Source organism: Methylobacterium sp. E-045 (assembly GCF_022829685.1).
GTDB lineage: Bacteria > Pseudomonadota > Alphaproteobacteria > Rhizobiales > Beijerinckiaceae > Methylobacterium.
On the sequence record NZ_JAKSYE010000085.1, the window covers coordinates 1 to 17,185 of the forward strand.

General features: G+C 68.5%; 15 protein-coding genes. 9 read left to right on the forward strand and 6 right to left on the reverse strand.

What is annotated here, in order from left to right; all coding sequences use genetic code 11:
• From MKK51_RS13615 to MKK51_RS13625, 3 genes are all read right to left on the reverse strand, one after another.
• A partial coding sequence (locus MKK51_RS13615; protein WP_243977817.1) for a DUF4347 domain-containing protein occupies window positions 1-1,251 on the reverse strand: 1,251 nt, incomplete at its 3' end.
• Between the two features lie 438 nt (window positions 1,252-1,689).
• A complete protein-coding gene (locus tag MKK51_RS13620) occupies window positions 1,690-2,916 on the reverse strand; it encodes an acyl-CoA dehydrogenase family protein (protein ID WP_243977819.1) in 1,227 nt (408 codons plus the stop codon).
• A gap of 92 nt (window positions 2,917-3,008) precedes the next feature.
• Entirely contained in the window at window positions 3,009-4,406 is a 1,398-nt protein-coding gene (locus tag MKK51_RS13625) for a PLP-dependent aminotransferase family protein (RefSeq protein ID WP_243977821.1), read from the reverse strand.
• 119 nt (window positions 4,407-4,525) lie between these two features.
• Here MKK51_RS13625 and MKK51_RS13630 point away from each other — a divergent pair, with 119 nt between their 5' ends.
• The 5 genes from MKK51_RS13630 (at window position 4,526) to MKK51_RS13650 (ending at window position 9,812) form a co-directional block, all read left to right on the forward strand.
• Window positions 4,526-4,816 (forward strand): DUF1127 domain-containing protein, encoded by a 291-nt coding sequence (locus MKK51_RS13630; protein WP_243977823.1) that lies wholly within the window; start codon window positions 4,526-4,528, stop codon window positions 4,814-4,816.
• 243 nt (window positions 4,817-5,059) lie between these two features.
• Window positions 5,060-5,350 carry a DUF1127 domain-containing protein gene (locus MKK51_RS13635; protein ID WP_243977825.1) on the forward strand — a complete coding sequence of 97 codons (291 nt, stop codon included), beginning with the start codon at window positions 5,060-5,062 and terminating at the stop codon, window positions 5,348-5,350.
• Between the two features lie 155 nt (window positions 5,351-5,505).
• Window positions 5,506-7,398: a monovalent cation:proton antiporter-2 (CPA2) family protein gene (locus tag MKK51_RS13640; RefSeq protein WP_243978610.1), complete on the forward strand. Its 1,893-nt coding sequence runs from the start codon at window positions 5,506-5,508 to the stop codon at window positions 7,396-7,398.
• Window positions 7,391-8,845 (forward strand): MATE family efflux transporter, encoded by a 1,455-nt coding sequence (locus MKK51_RS13645; protein WP_243977827.1) that lies wholly within the window; start codon window positions 7,391-7,393, stop codon window positions 8,843-8,845. Before MKK51_RS13640 ends, MKK51_RS13645 begins: the two co-directional genes overlap by 8 nt.
• A gap of 118 nt (window positions 8,846-8,963) precedes the next feature.
• Window positions 8,964-9,812, forward strand: coding sequence for a DUF937 domain-containing protein (locus tag MKK51_RS13650; protein WP_243977828.1), 849 nt, complete (start codon window positions 8,964-8,966; stop codon window positions 9,810-9,812).
• Window positions 9,813-9,827: 15 nt separating this feature from the next.
• Here the strand turns inward: MKK51_RS13650 and MKK51_RS13655 are convergent, their stop codons facing one another.
• Window positions 9,828-10,061, reverse strand: a complete 234-nt coding sequence (locus MKK51_RS13655) for a Flp family type IVb pilin (protein WP_243977830.1) — start codon at window positions 10,059-10,061, stop codon at window positions 9,828-9,830.
• Window positions 10,062-10,194: 133 nt separating this feature from the next.
• Window positions 10,195-10,440 (reverse strand): DUF3072 domain-containing protein, encoded by a 246-nt coding sequence (locus tag MKK51_RS13660; protein WP_056140406.1) that lies wholly within the window; start codon window positions 10,438-10,440, stop codon window positions 10,195-10,197.
• A gap of 337 nt (window positions 10,441-10,777) precedes the next feature.
• On the opposite strand from MKK51_RS13660, the gene katG reads away from it, so the two are divergent.
• Window positions 10,778-13,099: a catalase/peroxidase HPI gene (gene katG, locus MKK51_RS13665; protein ID WP_243977832.1), complete on the forward strand. Its 2,322-nt coding sequence runs from the start codon at window positions 10,778-10,780 to the stop codon at window positions 13,097-13,099.
• Between the two features lie 175 nt (window positions 13,100-13,274).
• Here katG and MKK51_RS13670 read toward each other — a convergent pair whose 3' ends face one another.
• On the reverse strand, window positions 13,275-14,162 hold the full coding sequence (locus tag MKK51_RS13670; RefSeq protein WP_243977834.1) for a branched-chain amino acid aminotransferase: 888 nt from the start codon (window positions 14,160-14,162) through the stop codon (window positions 13,275-13,277).
• 271 nt (window positions 14,163-14,433) lie between these two features.
• Between MKK51_RS13670 and MKK51_RS13675 the strand changes: the two genes are divergently transcribed.
• From MKK51_RS13675 to MKK51_RS13685, 3 genes are read left to right on the forward strand one after another with little or no spacing between them, the layout of a single operon-like run.
• Window positions 14,434-14,979 carry a MarR family winged helix-turn-helix transcriptional regulator gene (locus tag MKK51_RS13675; RefSeq protein WP_409565691.1) on the forward strand — a complete coding sequence of 182 codons (546 nt, stop codon included), beginning with the start codon at window positions 14,434-14,436 and terminating at the stop codon, window positions 14,977-14,979.
• A 1-nt stretch (window position 14,980) separates the two neighbouring features.
• Window positions 14,981-15,706 carry a response regulator gene (locus MKK51_RS13680; protein ID WP_027172104.1) on the forward strand — a complete coding sequence of 242 codons (726 nt, stop codon included), beginning with the start codon at window positions 14,981-14,983 and terminating at the stop codon, window positions 15,704-15,706.
• A gap of 12 nt (window positions 15,707-15,718) precedes the next feature.
• Window positions 15,719-17,125, forward strand: a complete 1,407-nt coding sequence (locus tag MKK51_RS13685; RefSeq protein ID WP_243977836.1) for an ATP-binding protein — start codon at window positions 15,719-15,721, stop codon at window positions 17,123-17,125.
• The last annotated feature ends 60 nt before the right edge of the window (window positions 17,126-17,185 follow it).

Genomic DNA, 17,185 nt, shown 5'->3' on the forward strand with positions numbered 1-17,185 from the left:
TGACCAGTGAGCGTAGTGCGCCACCGAGGAGCAGCGTGACTTAGACTCGTTGGCACTACGACGGTCACCGGGGCTCCGGCCGTCCGCCTGCACCGTGCCGCTGCGACCGTAATAAGAGAACGGGCCGACCGGCGTGGTGACGATGCCGTCGCCGCCGCCGAAGCCGGTGTCGATGCAGCCGTCGGCGTTGTAGCGCAGCAGGGCGAAGTCGCCAGTCGAGCCGTTGTAGCTGTAGCCGGCCACGAGGATCCGGCCGTCCGCCTGCACCGTGACGCTGTAGCCGAAGTCGGAGGACGGGCCGACCGGCGTGGTGACGATGCCGTCGCCGCCGCCGAAGCCGGTGTCGAGGGTACCGTCGGCGTTGTAGCGCACCAGCGCGAAGTCGTAATTCGAGCCGTTGTGGCTGTATCCGGCGACGAGGATCCGGCCGTCCGCCTGCACCGTGACGCTGTAGCCGACATCAGAGGACGGGCCGACCCGCGTGGTGACGATGCCGTCGCCGCCGCCGAAGCCGGTATCGAGGGAGCCGTCGCCGTTGTAGCGCACCAGCGCGAAGTCTTGATCCGCGTCGTTGTAGCTGTAGCCGGCCACGAGGATCCGGCCGTCAGCTTGCACCGTGACGCTGTAGCCGCTGTCGGAGGACTGACCGACCCGCGTGGTGACGATGCCGTCGCCGGGCGTGCCGAAGGCGGCGGTGAGGATGCCCGCATAGGCCATGCGCGCAGCCGCCGTGAACGGAGGCGGCTCGGCGGCCGGTCCCACTTGCGTGTCGAGGGACCAGGAGCCGCCATGCTGCACCGCGCCGATTGGATGGGACGCCGCCGACACCCCGGTCCCCGGCAATTCCGCCGCGAGGACGGCCAGGAAGCGGCGACCCAAGGCGCCGCGAGCGAGATCGCAGGCGTAGAGTTGCAAGCGACCGTCCGGCGCCAGCGCGGCGGCGAGGGCGGCGAGGGATTCGCCTCGGCTCGGCAGGTCGTCCGCGCCGAGGCCCTCCGGCCCGATGGCGAGGCGACCCGGCGCGCCGTGGGCGACCACCGAGATCGTGCGCAGGCCCGCGGCTCCCGTTGCAGCCAGGGTTTCGGCCATCTGTGCGAGGCCATCGCGGGCGGGATCGAGCAGGTACGGGACCGCGCCCGGCACAAGGCCGGCCCACAGCGTGTCGAGGTCGGACACCCGCGCATCGATGAAGACGACGTCCGAGGCTGGTGCGAGGCGCGGATCGAGGGTGCCCGACGACGCGAGAGCCATGCTGAAAGATATCCTAGAGGCAGTTCCGTCTCGAATAACCGCCTGGCGCCGCGGACCGACCCCCACATCGGTACGCGATCGCCTTCGCGGTTGGGATGAGCCGGAACGAAGCGCGATGAGCCTTGGATGATAGTGCTAAAAAAAACAGTATCTGTCGGTGTCGAATTTTGCAACGATCAGTGTGGTTGACTCGTTGTTTCGCGCCGCACTGCCACACACGAGGCAACCTGGCAGTTCAACGATTGCATCGGAGCGATTATCTCCAGGAGACACTGACGCGTCTGATGATGACACTTGATAAAAATCGCCTCGCGTAAAAATTTCTGGCCGCAAATGAAATCGCCGGACGATATCCAGGCTTAGAAGATCGCGGTATCGGGGCCGGACGTCTTCAACGCGATGGAGGCCGAGCCGCAAGTAACTCTGCCGCTCTCCCCCTCACACCCGCCCCAGCATCCGGTCGCTGATGATTCGCCGCTGGATCTCGCTGGTTCCCTCGAAGATCGTGGTGAGCCGCGCGTCGCGCCAGTAGCGTTCCACCCGCCGCTCGGTGGTGTAGCCGTTACCGCCGTGGAGCTGCATCGCCTGGTTGGTGACCCGCACCGCCATCTCGGTGGCCAGCAGCTTCACCTTGGCGGATTCGCTCTCGGCCGCCTCGCCCTCGTCGAGGAGGTGCGCCACCTGCTGCCAGTAGGCACGGGCCTGATCGACCTCCGCCGACATGTCGGCCAGTGCGAAGCGCAGGGCCTGGAACTCGCCGATCGGGTGGCCGAACTGCTCGCGCTCCTGCAGGTAGAGCTGGCAATCCTCCACCGCCGCGCGGGCGACGCCGACGGCGCGGGCGGCGGTGTGGACGCGGGCGATGTTGAGGCCGCGCTGCACCGAGGCGAAGCCGCCGGAATCCGCATCCGCGCCGCCATCGCCATAGAGGCCGGTGAGGCGGTCGCCCTCGGGCACGCGCACGCCGTCGAGTTCGAGCTCGAAGGTGAGGAAGCCGTGATAGCCGATCTTGTCGATGACATGGCCCGTCATGCCCTCTGGGAACGTGCCGGGCTTCTTGACCACGAGGAAGGGTTCCAGCCCGGCCGAGCGCGGCTCCCCCGGCTCCGGCTCGCGGGTACGGGCCAGGACCTCGATGAAGTCGGCGGCGAGGGCGAATCCGGCCCAGCGCTTGGTCCCGGTGAGCACCCATTCGTCCCCGTCGCGCACGGCGCGGGTCTGGACGCCGGCGAGGTCGGAGCCGGCGGTGGGCTCGGACAGGGCGATGCCGCCGATCCACTCGCCGCGGGCGGATTTCCGCAGCAGCGCGCGCCGGCGCTCGTCGTCGAGGGTCTGGGTGCCGAGGCCCTGGCCCCGCGCCAGGATGCTGCCGACGGAGAGCCAGGCGCGGGCCAACTCTTCCGAGACGAGGCAATATTCGAACACGCCGAGACCGAGCCCGCCCTGCTCGGCCGGGATGGTGATGCCGAACCAGCCCTTCTTCGCCATGGCGTCGATGAGGGAGCGCGGCATCTCGGCCTTCTGCCGGTCGAGTTCGTCGGCCAGCGGCAGCACCACGTCGCGGGCGAAGTTGCGGGCCTCCCGCTGGAGCCGGGCGCGCGCCTCGCTGCGCCAGGGCGAGAACAGTTCGGGCGGACGCGGCTGCTTCAACTCCGACTTCGACATGGGTCCTCCCGACATCTTCTTCGAGCTTTGCCGTATCTCTTCAAAGCCTCGGTCCGGGCGGTGGGTTCCGGGCAGGTCGGGCGAGGCTGAATTCAGGCGGCCGCCATGGCGTCTTCCAACACAGAAAACGTCCGCGGATCGGCGCAATGGGCCACGTTGAAGCGCAGGAACTCGCGGCCGCCCGTCCCGGCGCTGAAGGCGGCGCCGGGGGCCAGCACCACGTCCCTGGCGAGGGCGTGGCGCGCGATGTCGGCGGAATCGAGCCCGTCCGGCAGGCGCGCCCACAGGAACACCCCCCCGCGCGGCTCGGTCCATAGCGTCAGGCCGCAACGCTCGAGACGGCGCGCCGTCTCGCCCATGGCGCGGGCGAGCTTTTCGCGGATCTCGGCGAGGTGGCGGCGATAGGCCCCGTCCGTGATGAGGCGGTGCATCAGCGTCGCCGAGAGATGTCCGTTGCCCAGGCTCAGAGCGAGCTTCAGGTCGATCAGCCCCTCCACCCAGTCGGGGCGCAGGGCGATGTAGCCGCAGCGGATCGAGGCCGAGAGGGTCTTGGAGAAGCTCCCCACCGCGATCACCCGGTCGAGCCCGTCGAACCCCGCCAGGCGCGGGGCCGGATCGGCTTCGAGATCGCCGAAGATGTCGTCCTCGACGATCAGCATGTCGTGCGCCTCGGCGAGCTTGAGGACGCGGTGGGCCACGGCCGGGGCCAGGGTGGCGCCGGTGGGGTTATGGAGTGCGGAATTGGTGAGGTAGAAGCGGGGCCGGTGCTCGACGATCAGCGTCTCGAGTTGCGCCACGTCCGGCCCGGAGGGTGTGAAGGGCACGCCCACCACCTTCGCCCGGTTTCCCCGCAGCAGCGCGTGGTAGTTGAAGTAGCACGGGTCATCGACCAGCACGGCGTCGCCGGGGTCCAGGAGAAAGCGGCACAGCAGGTCGACGGCCTGCGTCGCCGAATCCGTCAGGACGATCTGGTCGGCCTGCGCCTCGACCCCCTTGTCGGCGAGCCGCCGGGCGATCTGGCTGCGCAGCGGCGGAAAGCCGAGGGGCTTGTCGTAGCAGATCAGGTTCGAGTCCGGGTCGCGGGCGATGTGGCGCAGGGCGCGCCGGATCGCCTCCTCGGGCATCCATGACGAGGGCAGCCAGCCGGAACCGGGCTTCAGCAGGTCCGGCCCGGCTTGCATCGATTGCCGGGTGATCCAGAGCGGGTCCACGGCCCGGTCGAGCTGCGGCCCGATCTCCTTGAGGCAGAGCGGGCGGGTCTTGCCCGCCACGTAGAAGCCCGAGCCCCTCCGCGCGACGATGGCGCCTTCCGCGCCGAGGCGCTCGTAGGCCTCCACCACGGTGGATTTTGACACGCCCATGGATTCGGCAAAGGCCCGCACGGAGGGCAGCCGCGCGCCGGGCATGAGCTGGCGCCCGGCGATCCGCTCCGTGATCGCGGACGAGACCGTGTCCACAAGGGTGAGCGTGGTCCGCGCCGATCCCGCCATCTGTACTGCTCCACCGTCCGGACAATTCAGGCAAAGCGTACTGGACTGTCCCTGTCTCCGCCAGGGTCTCCGGGCGCATCACGACCGAACGATCACGACGGACGAGACGAGGACGACCGATGACCACGCTCCTGAAGCAGCACTCCGCCGCCCATGCCGGCGATTTCGCCGGGCGCCTCGTACGGTTCGCGCGCCGGCTCCTGGCCAACGCCGCCGCCGGCTTGTCTCGCCAGGCCATCAATCGACGCGTCCTGCGCAAGCTCTCGGCGATGTCGGATCGCGAGCTAAAGGATATCGGCCTGATCCGGCAGGACGTGGCGGATGCGGGCGCCGGGGAGACGGATGCCTCCCAGTTCCTGCTGAGCCGCCGGGCCGAGAGACGGGAGGCACGCCGCCCACCGGGTCGTTAAGATCTGATCAAGATGGCGGACCATGCATTATTGAGCATGACTTCGAATTCGCCATGCCGCCAAACCGGTCATTCGGGCGGTGATTGAGGTTTATCCGTGGTCCGGTTCTACCAGACCTGCAGGCACCGCAAGTCTATTGAGGCTAAGTGTTCGAACGCACGTCAATCACGGCGGAGGGGGCGCACATCACCCCCATCACCTTCCTCGTCGTGAACACGCGTCGAGCACTTGGATACTAGGATCATGAACAGCACCCTCAACTGGACCCCGGGCGACGCAGCAGCCGAACAGGTCGGACGGGCCACCCGCGTCGTCGGCCGCCTCCTCACCAAGGCCATGTCCCTGGTTTCGCGCAACGACGTCGACGAGCGCGGCCTCGTGGAGCTCGGCTCGCTCTCCGAGCGGGAACTGAACGATATCGGCCTGACCCGCTGGGACGTCCTCGACGCCTACGACGCCCCCTCGCCCTCGGACGCCACGAAGGTGCTGCTCGCCCATCGCGCCGTCCGTCAGGTGACGCGCCGCTTCGCCTGAACCGCGTGCCGCTCCGCACCGGTGATGGATCCGACACCGCCCCACCGCCCCATGCAGACGTGGCGGGGGCGGTGCCCCTGGTCTAAGAGGACGACAAGGCGATGCGCCTGCGGCACCGGCCGCGGGCGACACCACTCCTCACAGACCGGATCGACATGGCGAGCGCCTCCACCCATGTGAGCTTCCTGCCGCCGGTGCTGACCTTCCTGTCGGCGGCGGTCATCGGCGTGCCGATCTTCCGCCTCATCGGGCAGAGCGCGGTGCTTGGATACCTCGTCGCGGGCGTCGTCATCGGCCCCTTCGGCTTCTCGCTCATCGCCGAGCCGGAGACCGCCGCGAGCGTCGCGGAGCTCGGCGTCGTCCTCCTTCTCTTCATCGTCGGCCTCGAACTCGAGATTTCCCGGCTGATCTCGATGCGGCGCGACATTTTCGGGCTCGGTGCGGCACAGCTGCTGCTGTGCACCATTGTGCTGGCCGGCGCGGGCGCCCTGTTCGGGCTCTCCCCGGCCGCGAGCCTCGTCATCGGCGTCGCGCTGGCTCTGTCGGCCACGGCGGTGGCGCTGCAGCTTCTCGAGGAGCGCGGGGACCTCGGCACGCCCTATGGCGGCCGCGCCTTCGCGGTGCTCCTATTCCAAGACATTTCCGTGGTGGCGATCCTCGCCCTGATGCCGCTCCTCGCCTCCACCGGCGGTTCCGGCGACGATGCGTGGCTCGGGCATGCGCTGACATCCACGGGAACCGTAGGCGCGGCCCTCCTCGCCGTGGTGCTGGTGGGCCGCTACGGCCTCAATCCGTTCTTCAGCCTGCTCGCGGCCAGCGGCGCGCGCGAGGTGATGACGGCGGCGGCCCTCCTCGTGGTGCTCGGCACCGCGATGCTCATGGAGCATGTCGGCCTGTCGATGCCCATGGGCGCCTTCCTCGCCGGCGTCCTGCTGGCCGAATCGAACTTCCGCCACCAGCTCGAGGCCGATATCGAGCCGTTCCGCGGCATGCTCCTCGGCCTGTTTTTCATGAGCGTGGGCATGTCCATCGACGGCGGCCTGTTGAAAAGCGCATGGCCCGCCCTGTTCGGGGCGACGGCGGCGGCCATCCTCATCAAGGTCGGGCTGGTGGCCGGCCTGTTCCGCCTGTTCGGCTCGCCCTGGCTCGATGCGGTCCGCGGAGCGGCGATCCTCGCGCCGGCCGGCGAATTCGCCTTCGTGCTGCTGCCGGCGGGGGCCGAACTCGGCCTGATCGACCAGCCCTCCACCCGCTTCGCGGTGGCGCTGGCCGCCCTCACCATGCTGGTCGGCCCCGTCGCCGCCAAGGCCCTCGACGGCTACCTGTCCCGCCGCCGGCCGGAGGCGGCCGTGCAGGTGCCCGACCAGATCGAGAGCACCGAGGCCCGCGTCCTCGTGGTCGGCTTCGGCCGCTTCGGGCAGATCCTGACCCAGGTTCTCCTCGCCGAGGGGATCAGCGTCACGGTGATCGACAAGGACGTGGAGCAGATCCGCAGCGCCTCGCGCTTCGGCTTCCGCATCTATTACGGCGACGGCACCCGCCTCGACGTGCTGCGCGCCGCCGGGGTGGGCCGCGCGGAGCTCCTCTGCATCTGCGTCGACGACCCGCAGGCCGCCCTGAAGATCGTCGACATCGTCCACGAGGAATTCACGGCGGTGCGCACCTATGTCCGCGCCTACGACCGCATGCATTCGGTGGAACTGATGAACCGGGACGTGGATTACCAGCTGCGCGAGACGGTGGAATCGGCCATCGCCTTCGGCCGCGCCACCCTGGAAGGGCTCGGCATCCCGGCGGAGGCCGCCGCCGCCACGGCCCAGGACGTGCGCAAACGCGACGTCGCCCGCCTCGTCCTTCAGCAGGCGGGGGCATTGCCGGAGGAATCGCGCTACGTGGGCGGCAGTCCCGAGATCAAGCCGGAGCCGCTCACCGTGCCCAAGCGTCCCTCGCGAGCCCTGAGCACCGAGACGCGGGACATCATCGGCATGGAGCGGCGCGAGGCGGCCACCCGCACGCTGCAACCCCAGGACACCCCGTCGGATGCCTGACACCCGCAAGGCGGCGGGAAATCCCGTCGTGCGACAGGAGGCCGGACGGTTCGTCACGGGATCGATCCTGCGGCACGTGGTGGTGATGACCGGCACGGGCTCCATCGGCCTGATGGCGATCTTCGTGGTCGACCTGCTCTCGCTGATCTACGTCTCGAAGCTCGGCGACCCGACGCTCACGGCGGCGGTGGGCTTTGCCACCATCGTCCAGTTCTTCGCCATCGCCATCAATATCGGCCTGATGATCGCCGCCGGCGCCCTGGTCTCGCGGGCGATCGGCGCGGGCGACGAGGCGGGCGCGCGGCGTCTGGCCACCTCCGCGTCGATCCACGGCATCGTCGTGTCGGGCATCCTCGTCCTCGCGATGCTGCCGTTGCTGCCGTTCATCCTGTCCTGGATCGGCGCCGACGCCGCGACGCTTCCCGTGGCCGAGCGCTTCCTCTGGATCGCCCTGCCCTCGAACCTGCTCATGGGGCCGGGCATGATGTTCTCCGGCCTGCTGCGCGCCGTCGGCGCAGCGCGGCAAGCTATGTATGTGACGCTCGGCGGCGCCATCGTCACCGCCGGTCTCGATCCCCTCCTCATCTTCACAGCGGGTTTGGGGATCGACGGGGCGGCGATCACCACCTGCGTCGCGCGCGCGACCTTCGCCCTCATCGGCCTGTGGGGCGTGCGCCAGCACCGGATGCTGGCCGTCCCCACATGGGCGGACGTGATCGCGGACGCGCCCATCGTATTCAGGATCGCCCTGCCCGCCGTGCTCACCAACCTCGCCCCCTCGGTGGCGAGCGCCTTCATCGCCCATGCGCTCGCCAAGTTCGGCGCCGTGGCGGTGGCCGGAAACGTGGTGATCGACCGGCTGTCCCCGGTGGCCTTCGGCGGGCTCTTCGCCATGTCCGGCTCCATCGGTCCCATTCTCGGCCAGAACTGGGGGGCGAGGCGGTTCGACCGCATGCGCGGGGTGCTGCGGGACGGGGCGCTGGTGACGGCGACCTATGTGGCGGTGGTCTGGATCGCCCTGATCGTCCTTCGCGGACCGTTGACCAGCCTGTTCGAACTGACCGGCACCGCCGCCGACCTCTTCGTCTTCTTCTGCCTCGTGAGCGGGGGCGTGTGGTTCTTCACCGGGCTGCTGTTCCTCGCCAACGCCTCGTTCAACAACCTCGGCTTTCCCTTCCTGTCGACCTTCCTCAACTGGGGCCGGGCCACGATCGGGACCGTGCCCCCGGCCCTCCTCGGAGCCCATCTCTACGGCCCGGAGGGCATCATCGCCGGAGTCGGCTTCGGCTCGGTCGCCTTCGGTGCGATCGGGATCGCCCTCGCCTTCCGGACGGTGGCGCAGTTGGAGAAACGGGCCGGTGTCGCGCCGAAAATGGCATCGGAGGCCGATGCGGACGCCTCCGGGGGCGATATTCCGGCGCCGGAGAGGCCGAACGCACTGGTTTAGTGCCGGGACGGGCATGGTCGCGGGCTGGTAAGTCCGGCTGGGATGCGACAGAGTTCGCCCCTCGACAGCAGGCCGGGGCTTTTCGGCCTGGCCGCGATGGGATCATGAGGCCGCCGCCATGTTCAACCTGTTCGATCTCATGCAGGCGCAGGGTGGCATGGGGGCCAACGGTTTCGGCCAGCAATTCGGCCTGTCGCCGGACCAGACCCGCCGGGCCATGGAAGCCCTGATGCCGGCCCTGACCCTCGGCCTCCAGCGCAACGCCGCCGCCGATCCCACCGGCTTCACCCAGATGTTCGGCTTCATGGATCCGACCGCGGCCCCCTCCGCGCAGGCCAAGCCGCAGATGGATGCCATGATGCGCCAGCTCTTCGGCTCGCAGCATCTCGGGCAGGCCGTGCTGCAACAGGCCGCGGCGGCGAGCGGCGTCGCGACACCCGCCCTGCGGCAGATGCTGCCGGTCATGGCCGGGATGGTGGTGGCGGGGATCGTCCACGTCATGATGAACCCGGCTCCGGCGACTACGGCCCCGGCGGCCCCGCCGCCCTCACCCTTCGGCATCCCGACCCATCCCTACTGGACGGAGATGATGAACACGTTCATGGCGGCGGGCGGCTCGATGCTGCAGGCGCCGAAGGACGTCACGTCCGCGCGCACCAAGTCTTCCCAGAGCAGCCTGCCGCCGGCACGCTTCTTCCCGGAGCCCAGCCCATCCGCGACTGGGAGGACGGCCTTCGGTGCGAAGCCGGCCTCGGCCTCGAGGCCCGATCCCACGGAAGCGGCGCAGGGCTCGGCGCTGAACCCGTTCGACCTGCTGCAGCAGATGTTCCAGTCCGGACTGGAGGCTCAGCAGGAGAACGCCAGGACGATGCAGAGCCTGTTCGACAGCCTGTGGCGCGACGGGATGACGGCGATGGACCCGTCGAAGGCGAAGCCCACGGGCAAGCCCGGTCCGACGCGGCGCTGAGGCCAGCGCGATCCCTCAGCCGCTCCGGGCGATGGCGTTGCCGATATATTGGTACATGGCGCCGACCCGGTCGGCATAGAGATGCAGGGCCGTGACGATCGCCAGGAAGACCAGGCCGGTGATCAACGTGTATTCGATCGCGGTCGTCCCGCGCGTATCCCGGCCGAACCGGGCCGCGATGTGCGAGAGACAGACCCGACGCCCGGGCCGGTTCCGCATGGTCGTTTCGGCTGTCTCGACATTCGTCATGGAAGCGGGGCGATCCTCGACGAATCCGGCACAGATCATCCTGCGCCGGAAATCGTTGCCGACCGTTTAAGTGCTTTGCATAAAACGCCCGCTTTACGGTCCCGCCGACGGCCAACACCGCTGGCGACGGGGATCAGCCCCGTCCGGCTTCCTTGCGCAGGGCATCGATCCGTTTCGACGCCTCGGCCTTGTCGAGATCGGGCTCGAACGAGTCCGGCGACTTCGCTTCTTCCGACAGGGTCTTGAGGTAGGAGGCCTGCGCGCCGGTCATCGGCTCGTCACCCGTTGTCCACTCGCTCGGATCCTTGATCCGGTTCGAGGCGTCGCCGCCGGCCGTCTTCGGGTTCTCGTTCTCGTCCGTCGCCTGCTTCTTCGTCATCGCGCAACCTCGTTCATGAATTGTTCTCTTCACAACGAGGGCCTCGCCAATGAGTTCCGGCCCCGTCGCGCCTGTCCCCGGGGCGACGGGGCGCGACCGCATCGTCGGCTCGCGCAGTTGTGAGGCGGCGTGTCTCAGGGCGCCACGGCGGCGGCCGGGCCTGCCTGGACGGCGACGGCACCTTGATTTTCGAGATGCGCGCCAGATTTCGCTCACGGTGTCGGATCGAGCGAGCGTTGCCGTCTCTCAAAAAGTCGCACGCCTCACGCCGCCGCCGGCGACAAGCCGGCGGTCCGATCCATCCAGTGACGCCGTTACTGCGCGCAGGGACATGCTGATGAACGACATGACGATCGACAAGACGAATACCGACTCGTACCCGATGCAGGGCCGATGCCCGTTCGGGGGGGACCGCATCGGCGGAGCCCTCGGCAGCCGCCCGGCCCTGGAGAACTGGTACCCGCACCGCCTGAGGGTCGAGCTGCTTCATCAGAACGGCCTCGCGGCCGATCCGCTCGGGCCGGATTTCGACTACGCCAAAGCCTTCGAGACCATCGACCTCGACGCGCTCAAGAGCGACATCAAGCAGTTCCTCACCTCGTCGGTGGCGTGGTGGCCGTCCGATTACGGCAATTACGGCCCGCAGATTATCCGCATGGCCTGGCACTCGGCCGGCACCTACCGCATCGCGGATGGGCGGGGCGGCGCCGGTACCGGAATGCAGCGCTTCGCGCCGATCTCGAGCTGGTGGGACAACGGCAACACCGACAAGTCGCGCCGCCTTCTGCAGCCGATCAAGCACAAATACGGCAACGCCCTCTCCTGGGCCGACCTGATGGTGCTCACCGGCAATTGCGCCCTGGAGATCATGGGCCTGCCGACCTACGGATTCGCGGGCGGGCGCCTCGACGCCTGGGAGGCGGACAACGCCACCTACTGGGGTCCGGAGGTCGTCGAGATGGGCTCGGTGTCGAGCTTCGACGACATGGTCAACCGCGACAAGCGCTGGCGCGGCAGGAACGGCGACGCCGATTACGACCTGGAGAACCCCCTCGCCGCTTCCCACCAGGCGCTGATCTACGTGAACCCCGAGGGGCCTTACGCGAACGGCGACCCGCAGGGCTCGGCCAACGACATCCGCGTGACGTTCACCCGCATGGCCATGAACGACGAGGAGACGGTGGCGCTCATCGCCGGCGGCCACGCCTTCGGCAAGAGCCACGGCATGACCCCCGCCAAGGAGATCGGGCCGCCGCCGGAGATGGCACCGATGGAGGCGATGGGGCTCGGCTGGCACAACCCGAACGGCACCGGCGCTGGCAAGGACACGATGACGAACGGCATCGAGGGCAGCTGGACCCCCAACCCGACGCAGTGGGACAACGCCTACCTGGAGAACCTCTTCAAGTTCGAGTGGGAGCAGACCAAGAGCCCTGCTGGTGCCCTGCAATGGACGCCGAAGGACCCGAGCGCGCCCCGGACGCCCGACGCACACGTCCCGGGGCAGTCGCATCCGCTGATGATGATGACGTCCGACATCGCCCTGAAGGTCGATCCGGAGTACCGCAAGGTCTGCGAGAAGTTCCTCAACGATTTCGACGCCTTCACGCAGGCCTTCTCCAAGGCGTGGTACAAGCTCACCCACCGCGACATGGGGCCCAAGCACCGCTACCTCGGCCCGGAGGTGAGAATCGAGGACGGCCTGCTGTGGCAGGATCCGATCCCCGATGCCGACTACGCCCCGGTGGGCGAGGCCGACATCGCCCCCCTCAAGCAGGCGATCCTGGCCACGGGCTTCTCGGTCTCGGATCTGGTCTTCACGGCCTTCTCGGCGGCCTCGACCTATCGCGACAGCGACAAGCGCGGCGGCGCCAATGGCGGCCGGCTCGCCCTCGCCCCGCAGAAGGACTGGGCCGTCAACCGCCGGGCCGCGCCCGTGATCGACGCGCTCCGTGGGGTCATGGCGGAGTTCAATCGGGGCCGCACGGACGGCAAGCAGGTCTCGCTGGCCGACCTCATCGTGCTCGCCGGCTGTACCGCCGTGGAGAAGGCCGCCAGGGATGCCGGGGTCGAAACGCAGGTGCCGTTCACGCCCGGCCGGGTCGATACCACGCAGGAGCTGACCGACATCGAGATGTTCCAGTGGCTGAAACCCGTCGTCGACGGTTTCCGCAACTACGTCGATGACGGGTACGGGGCAATGACGCGGAGCCTGTCGCCGGAGGAACTGTTCCTCGACAAGGCCAACCTGCTGACGCTGACCGCACCGGAATGGGTGGTGCTGACCGGCGGCCTGCGGGCGCTCAACGCCAACCACGACGGCTCGAACCGGGGCATCTTCACCGACCGGGTGGGCGTGCTGACCACGGACTTCTTCCGCACCCTGACCGACACGGATCTGGTCTGGGAGAAGATCGATGCGGATGGAACGTCCTTCGCCCTCAAGGACCGCGAAACCGGACAGGCGAAGTTCGAGGCCACGCGCAACGATCTCGTCTTCGGATCGAACGCGCAGCTGCGCAACATCGCCGATGCCTATGCCGGCAGCGATGGCCAGGGCCGGTTCGTGGCGGATTTCGTGCGGGTCTGGGACAAGGTGATGATGCTCGACCGCTACGACGTGAAGGGCCATCGGCGTCACAGGCCCATGGCGGCCTGAGCGACGACGGCCGTAGACGCCCCCGTCCCACCGTCCGGTGGGACGGGGGTCGTGCGATGGAAGGCCCCGCCCCGTCACCGGGGACGGGCTCCGATGCGAGGCTCGACCGGGCGATGTCGACGCATTTTGCCCCTTTGCCACCCGGTGGGTGCAATCGGGACGAGGACGGGCCGGTCTAGGCCGCCACCGCTTTCGGCTGAACCTCGGCGGTGTAATCCTCCATGAGCGTCTTCGTCATGGCGGCCGGCGTGAAGCGGTAGGGGCCGATCTCGGAGACCGGCGTGACTTCCGCGGCCGACCCGGTGATGAAGCACTCCGAGAAGCCCTCCATCTCCTCGGGCCTGATCCGCCGCTCGATCACCTCGAAGCCGCGCCGACGGGCGAGGTCAATGACGGTCTGGCGGGTGATGCCGTTGAGGAAGCGGTCGGCCAGCGGGGTGTGGACCACGCCGTCCTCGATGAAGAAGATGTTCGCGCCGGTGCATTCGGCGACGTAATCCTCCCAATCGAGCATGAGGGCATCGGCATAGCCCTTGTTCTCGGCGCGGTGCTTCGAGATCGTGCAGATCATGTAGAGGCCGGCCGCCTTCGAGGCGGAGGGGATCGTCCGCGGATCGGGCCGGCGATAATCGGCCATGTCGAGGCGGATACCCTTCATCTTGGTCTCGGGATCGAAGTAGCTCGGCCATTCCCAGGCGGCGACGGCGAGGTGGATGGTGTTGTTCTGCGCCGAGACGCCCATCATCTCCGAACCGCGCCAGGCCACGGGACGCAGGTAGGCGTCGGTGAGGCCGCTGGTCTTGAGCACGAGTTCCTTGGCCGCCTCGATCTCGGCGACGCCGTAGGGGATCGTGAAATCGAGGTACTGCGCCGAGCGGAGCAGGCGCTCGGCATGCTCGTGGCTCTTGAAGATCCGTCCGCCATAGGCGCGCTCGCCCTCGAACACCGCCGAGCCGTAATGCAGGCCGTGGCTGAGAACGTGAATCTTGGCCTCGCGCCACGGCACCAGCACGCCATCGAACCAGATGGTGCCCTCACGCTCGTCGAACGGGATCACGGACATGACGAATTCCTTGAATCCGCAGGCGCGCATCGTGGCACCTGCGGGGTCGGTCGATCGGGTTGGCGCGATGGCCGGGCAATGCCCGGCGCAGTATCCGCGAGGCCGGAGGTCCGCAAGACGGTCGTCAGCAAGACGGCCGTTCGCGGCGAGCCGGCCTCGGGAAGGCTTGACGGGTATCAACGCCCCTGAGATATGTCAACATCACTGACGTATATCGAGGATAGTGCCGGACGTGACGCGCCCATCGACCCTGGCAACGGGCCCGGCCCCCATGTCCATGTCCGGGGAGGATGACGGGCCGGCGGATTCAGGTCTCGCTCCGGAGGGCGTGACGAACGATCTCGTCGAACTGCTGTTCTTCGCCTACCGCGACTTCGTCGGCGACCCGGACCGGATGCTGGCGGAATACGGCTTCGGGCGGGCGCACCACAGGGTGCTCCATTTCGTCTATCACTACCCCGGCCTGACGATCGCCGAACTCCTCGACATCCTGCGGATCACGAAGCAGAGTCTGAACCGGGTTCTCAAGGATTTGATCGAACAGGGCCATATCGTGCAGAAGACCGGCCGGAGCGACCGCCGCCAGCGACTGCTCTATTGTTCGGAGACGGGCGCGACGCTCACGGCGGAGCTGACGCGGGTCCAGGTGCGGCGGGTGGCCCGCGCCATCGCCGATCCGGTGGCGGACGAACCGAAGGGCGCCCGGGACGAACACGGATTTGCCGCAGCACAGGGGTTTCTCATGGCGATGATCGAACCGGAGGAGCGCGCGGCGGTCCGCAGCCTGATGGCGCGGCGCGCCCGGAGCCGTCGCTGACATGGCGTCGCCGGAGCCGCGAATCCGCGCCGAGCTTCCCGACCACGCCCCCCACATCCTCGTGGTGGACGACGACCGGCGGGTGCGCGAGCTGCTGTCGCGCTATCTCTACGAGCAAGGGTTCCGGGTCACGTCGGCCGGCAATGTCGAGGAGGCCCGGCAGCGGGCACAGAGCTTCGTCTTCGACGCCCTCGTCCTCGACGTGATGATGCCGGGGGAGAACGGGTTCGATTACGCACGGCAGGTGCGGGAGACCTCGCGGGTGCCGATCCTGATGCTCACCGCCCGCTCCAATCCCAACGACCGGGTGATGGGGCTCGAGATCGGGGCCGACGATTACCTGCCCAAGCCTTTCGAGCCGCGCGAACTGATCCTGCGCCTCAACAACATCATCAAGCGCCGCCCGGACGGTGTGCCGCCCTCCGACCGCACCATCGCCACCGTGACGTTCGGGCCGTTCTCCTACCGCATCGACCGGGGCGAATTGCGCCGGGACGAGGAGACCATCCGCATCACCGACCGCGAGCGCGAGATCCTCACGATCCTGGCGGAGGCCAAGGGCGGCAACGTCGACCGCGACGTGCTGGCCGGGAATGGCGGGCTCGCGGCGGAACGCACCATCGACGTGCAGATCAACCGCCTGCGCCGCAAGACCGAGGTCGATCCGGGCAATCCCCTCTTCCTCCAGACGGTCCGCGGCATCGGCTACCGCCTCGCGATCGATTAGACGGGACCCGCCATGGCCCTCGCCGGCCTGAACCTGTCGCGGATCAGAACCCAAACCGCCGCCGCCTGGCGCGCGAGGCCGCATCCGCGCCGGATATGGAAGACGGTGGCCCGCGCCATCGGCAACGCCCTGCCGAAGGGGCTCTACGCCCGTTCGCTGATCATCATCATTGCGCCGGTGGTGCTGCTGCAATCGGTGATCGCCTACACCTTCATGGAGCGGCACTGGCAGCTTGTGACCCGCCGCCTGTCGGCGGCCGTCACCGCCGACGTGGCGGCCATGATCGACGTCTACGAGAGCTACCCCCAGGACAAGGACGCCGACACCCTCACCCGCATCGCCGGCACGCGGCTGAACCTCGACCTCGACATCCTGAAGGGGGCGAAGCTCCCCCTGCCGGGGCCGCGCCCGTTCTTCTCGATCCTCGACGAAACCCTTTCCGAGGAGCTCGCCAAGCAGGTCGGCCGGCCCTTCTGGATCGACACGGTGGGCCGCTCCAGCCTCATCGAGATCCGCGTCGAGATCCCGGACGGGGTGATGCGGGTGACCGCGCGGCGGAGCATGGCCTATGCCTCGAACTCGCACATCTTCCTGCTCTGGATGAGCGGCTCGTCCCTGGTCCTGCTGGGCGTGGCGATCCTGTTCCTGCGCAACCAGATCAAGCCGATCCTCCGGCTGGCCGCCGTGGCGGAGAGCTTCGGCAAGGGGCGCGAGATCGAGTTCCGGCCCCGCGGCGCCCGCGAGGTGCGCCAGGCCGGCCACGCCTTCATCGAGATGAAGCGGCGCATCGAGCGGGCGATGGAACAGCGCACGACCATGCTCAACGGCGTGAGCCACGACCTGCGCACCATCATCACCCGGTTCAAGCTGTCCCTCGCCCTGGTGGAGCAGACCAGCGAGGTGGAAGACCTCCAGCGCGACGTCGACGAGATGAGCCGGATGCTGGAGGCCTACCTCGCCTTCGCGCGGGGTGATTCCGGCGAGGTCGCCGTGCCCACCGACATGCGGGCGATGCTGGAGGACCTGCGCACCGACGTGGAACGCTTGGGCGCCCACGTGGCCGAGGTGGAGTTCGACGGCCGCGCCATGGTGACGCTGCGGCCGGACGCGTTCCGGCGATGCCTGTTCAACCTTGCCGCCAACGCCGCCCGCTACGGCGAGACGGTGGCGATCCGCGGCCGCACGGAGGCGCGGTCCTTCCTCGTCTCCATCGACGATGACGGCCCCGGCATCCCCTCCGAGAGCCGCGAGGAGGTGTTCAAGCCCTTCGTCCGCCTGGACGATGCGCGCCAGGATGCCGGCGGATCGGGCCTCGGCCTCGCCATCGCCCGCGACATCGCCCGCGCCCATGGCGGCGACGTCGCCCTGCACGACAGTCCCCTCGGGGGATTGCGCGCCACCGTGCGCATCCCGGCATGACGGCCGGGAGCCTGTGAATTTTGTTGCGTCCGGGGTGTCCCCTCGCGCGCACAGCAATGC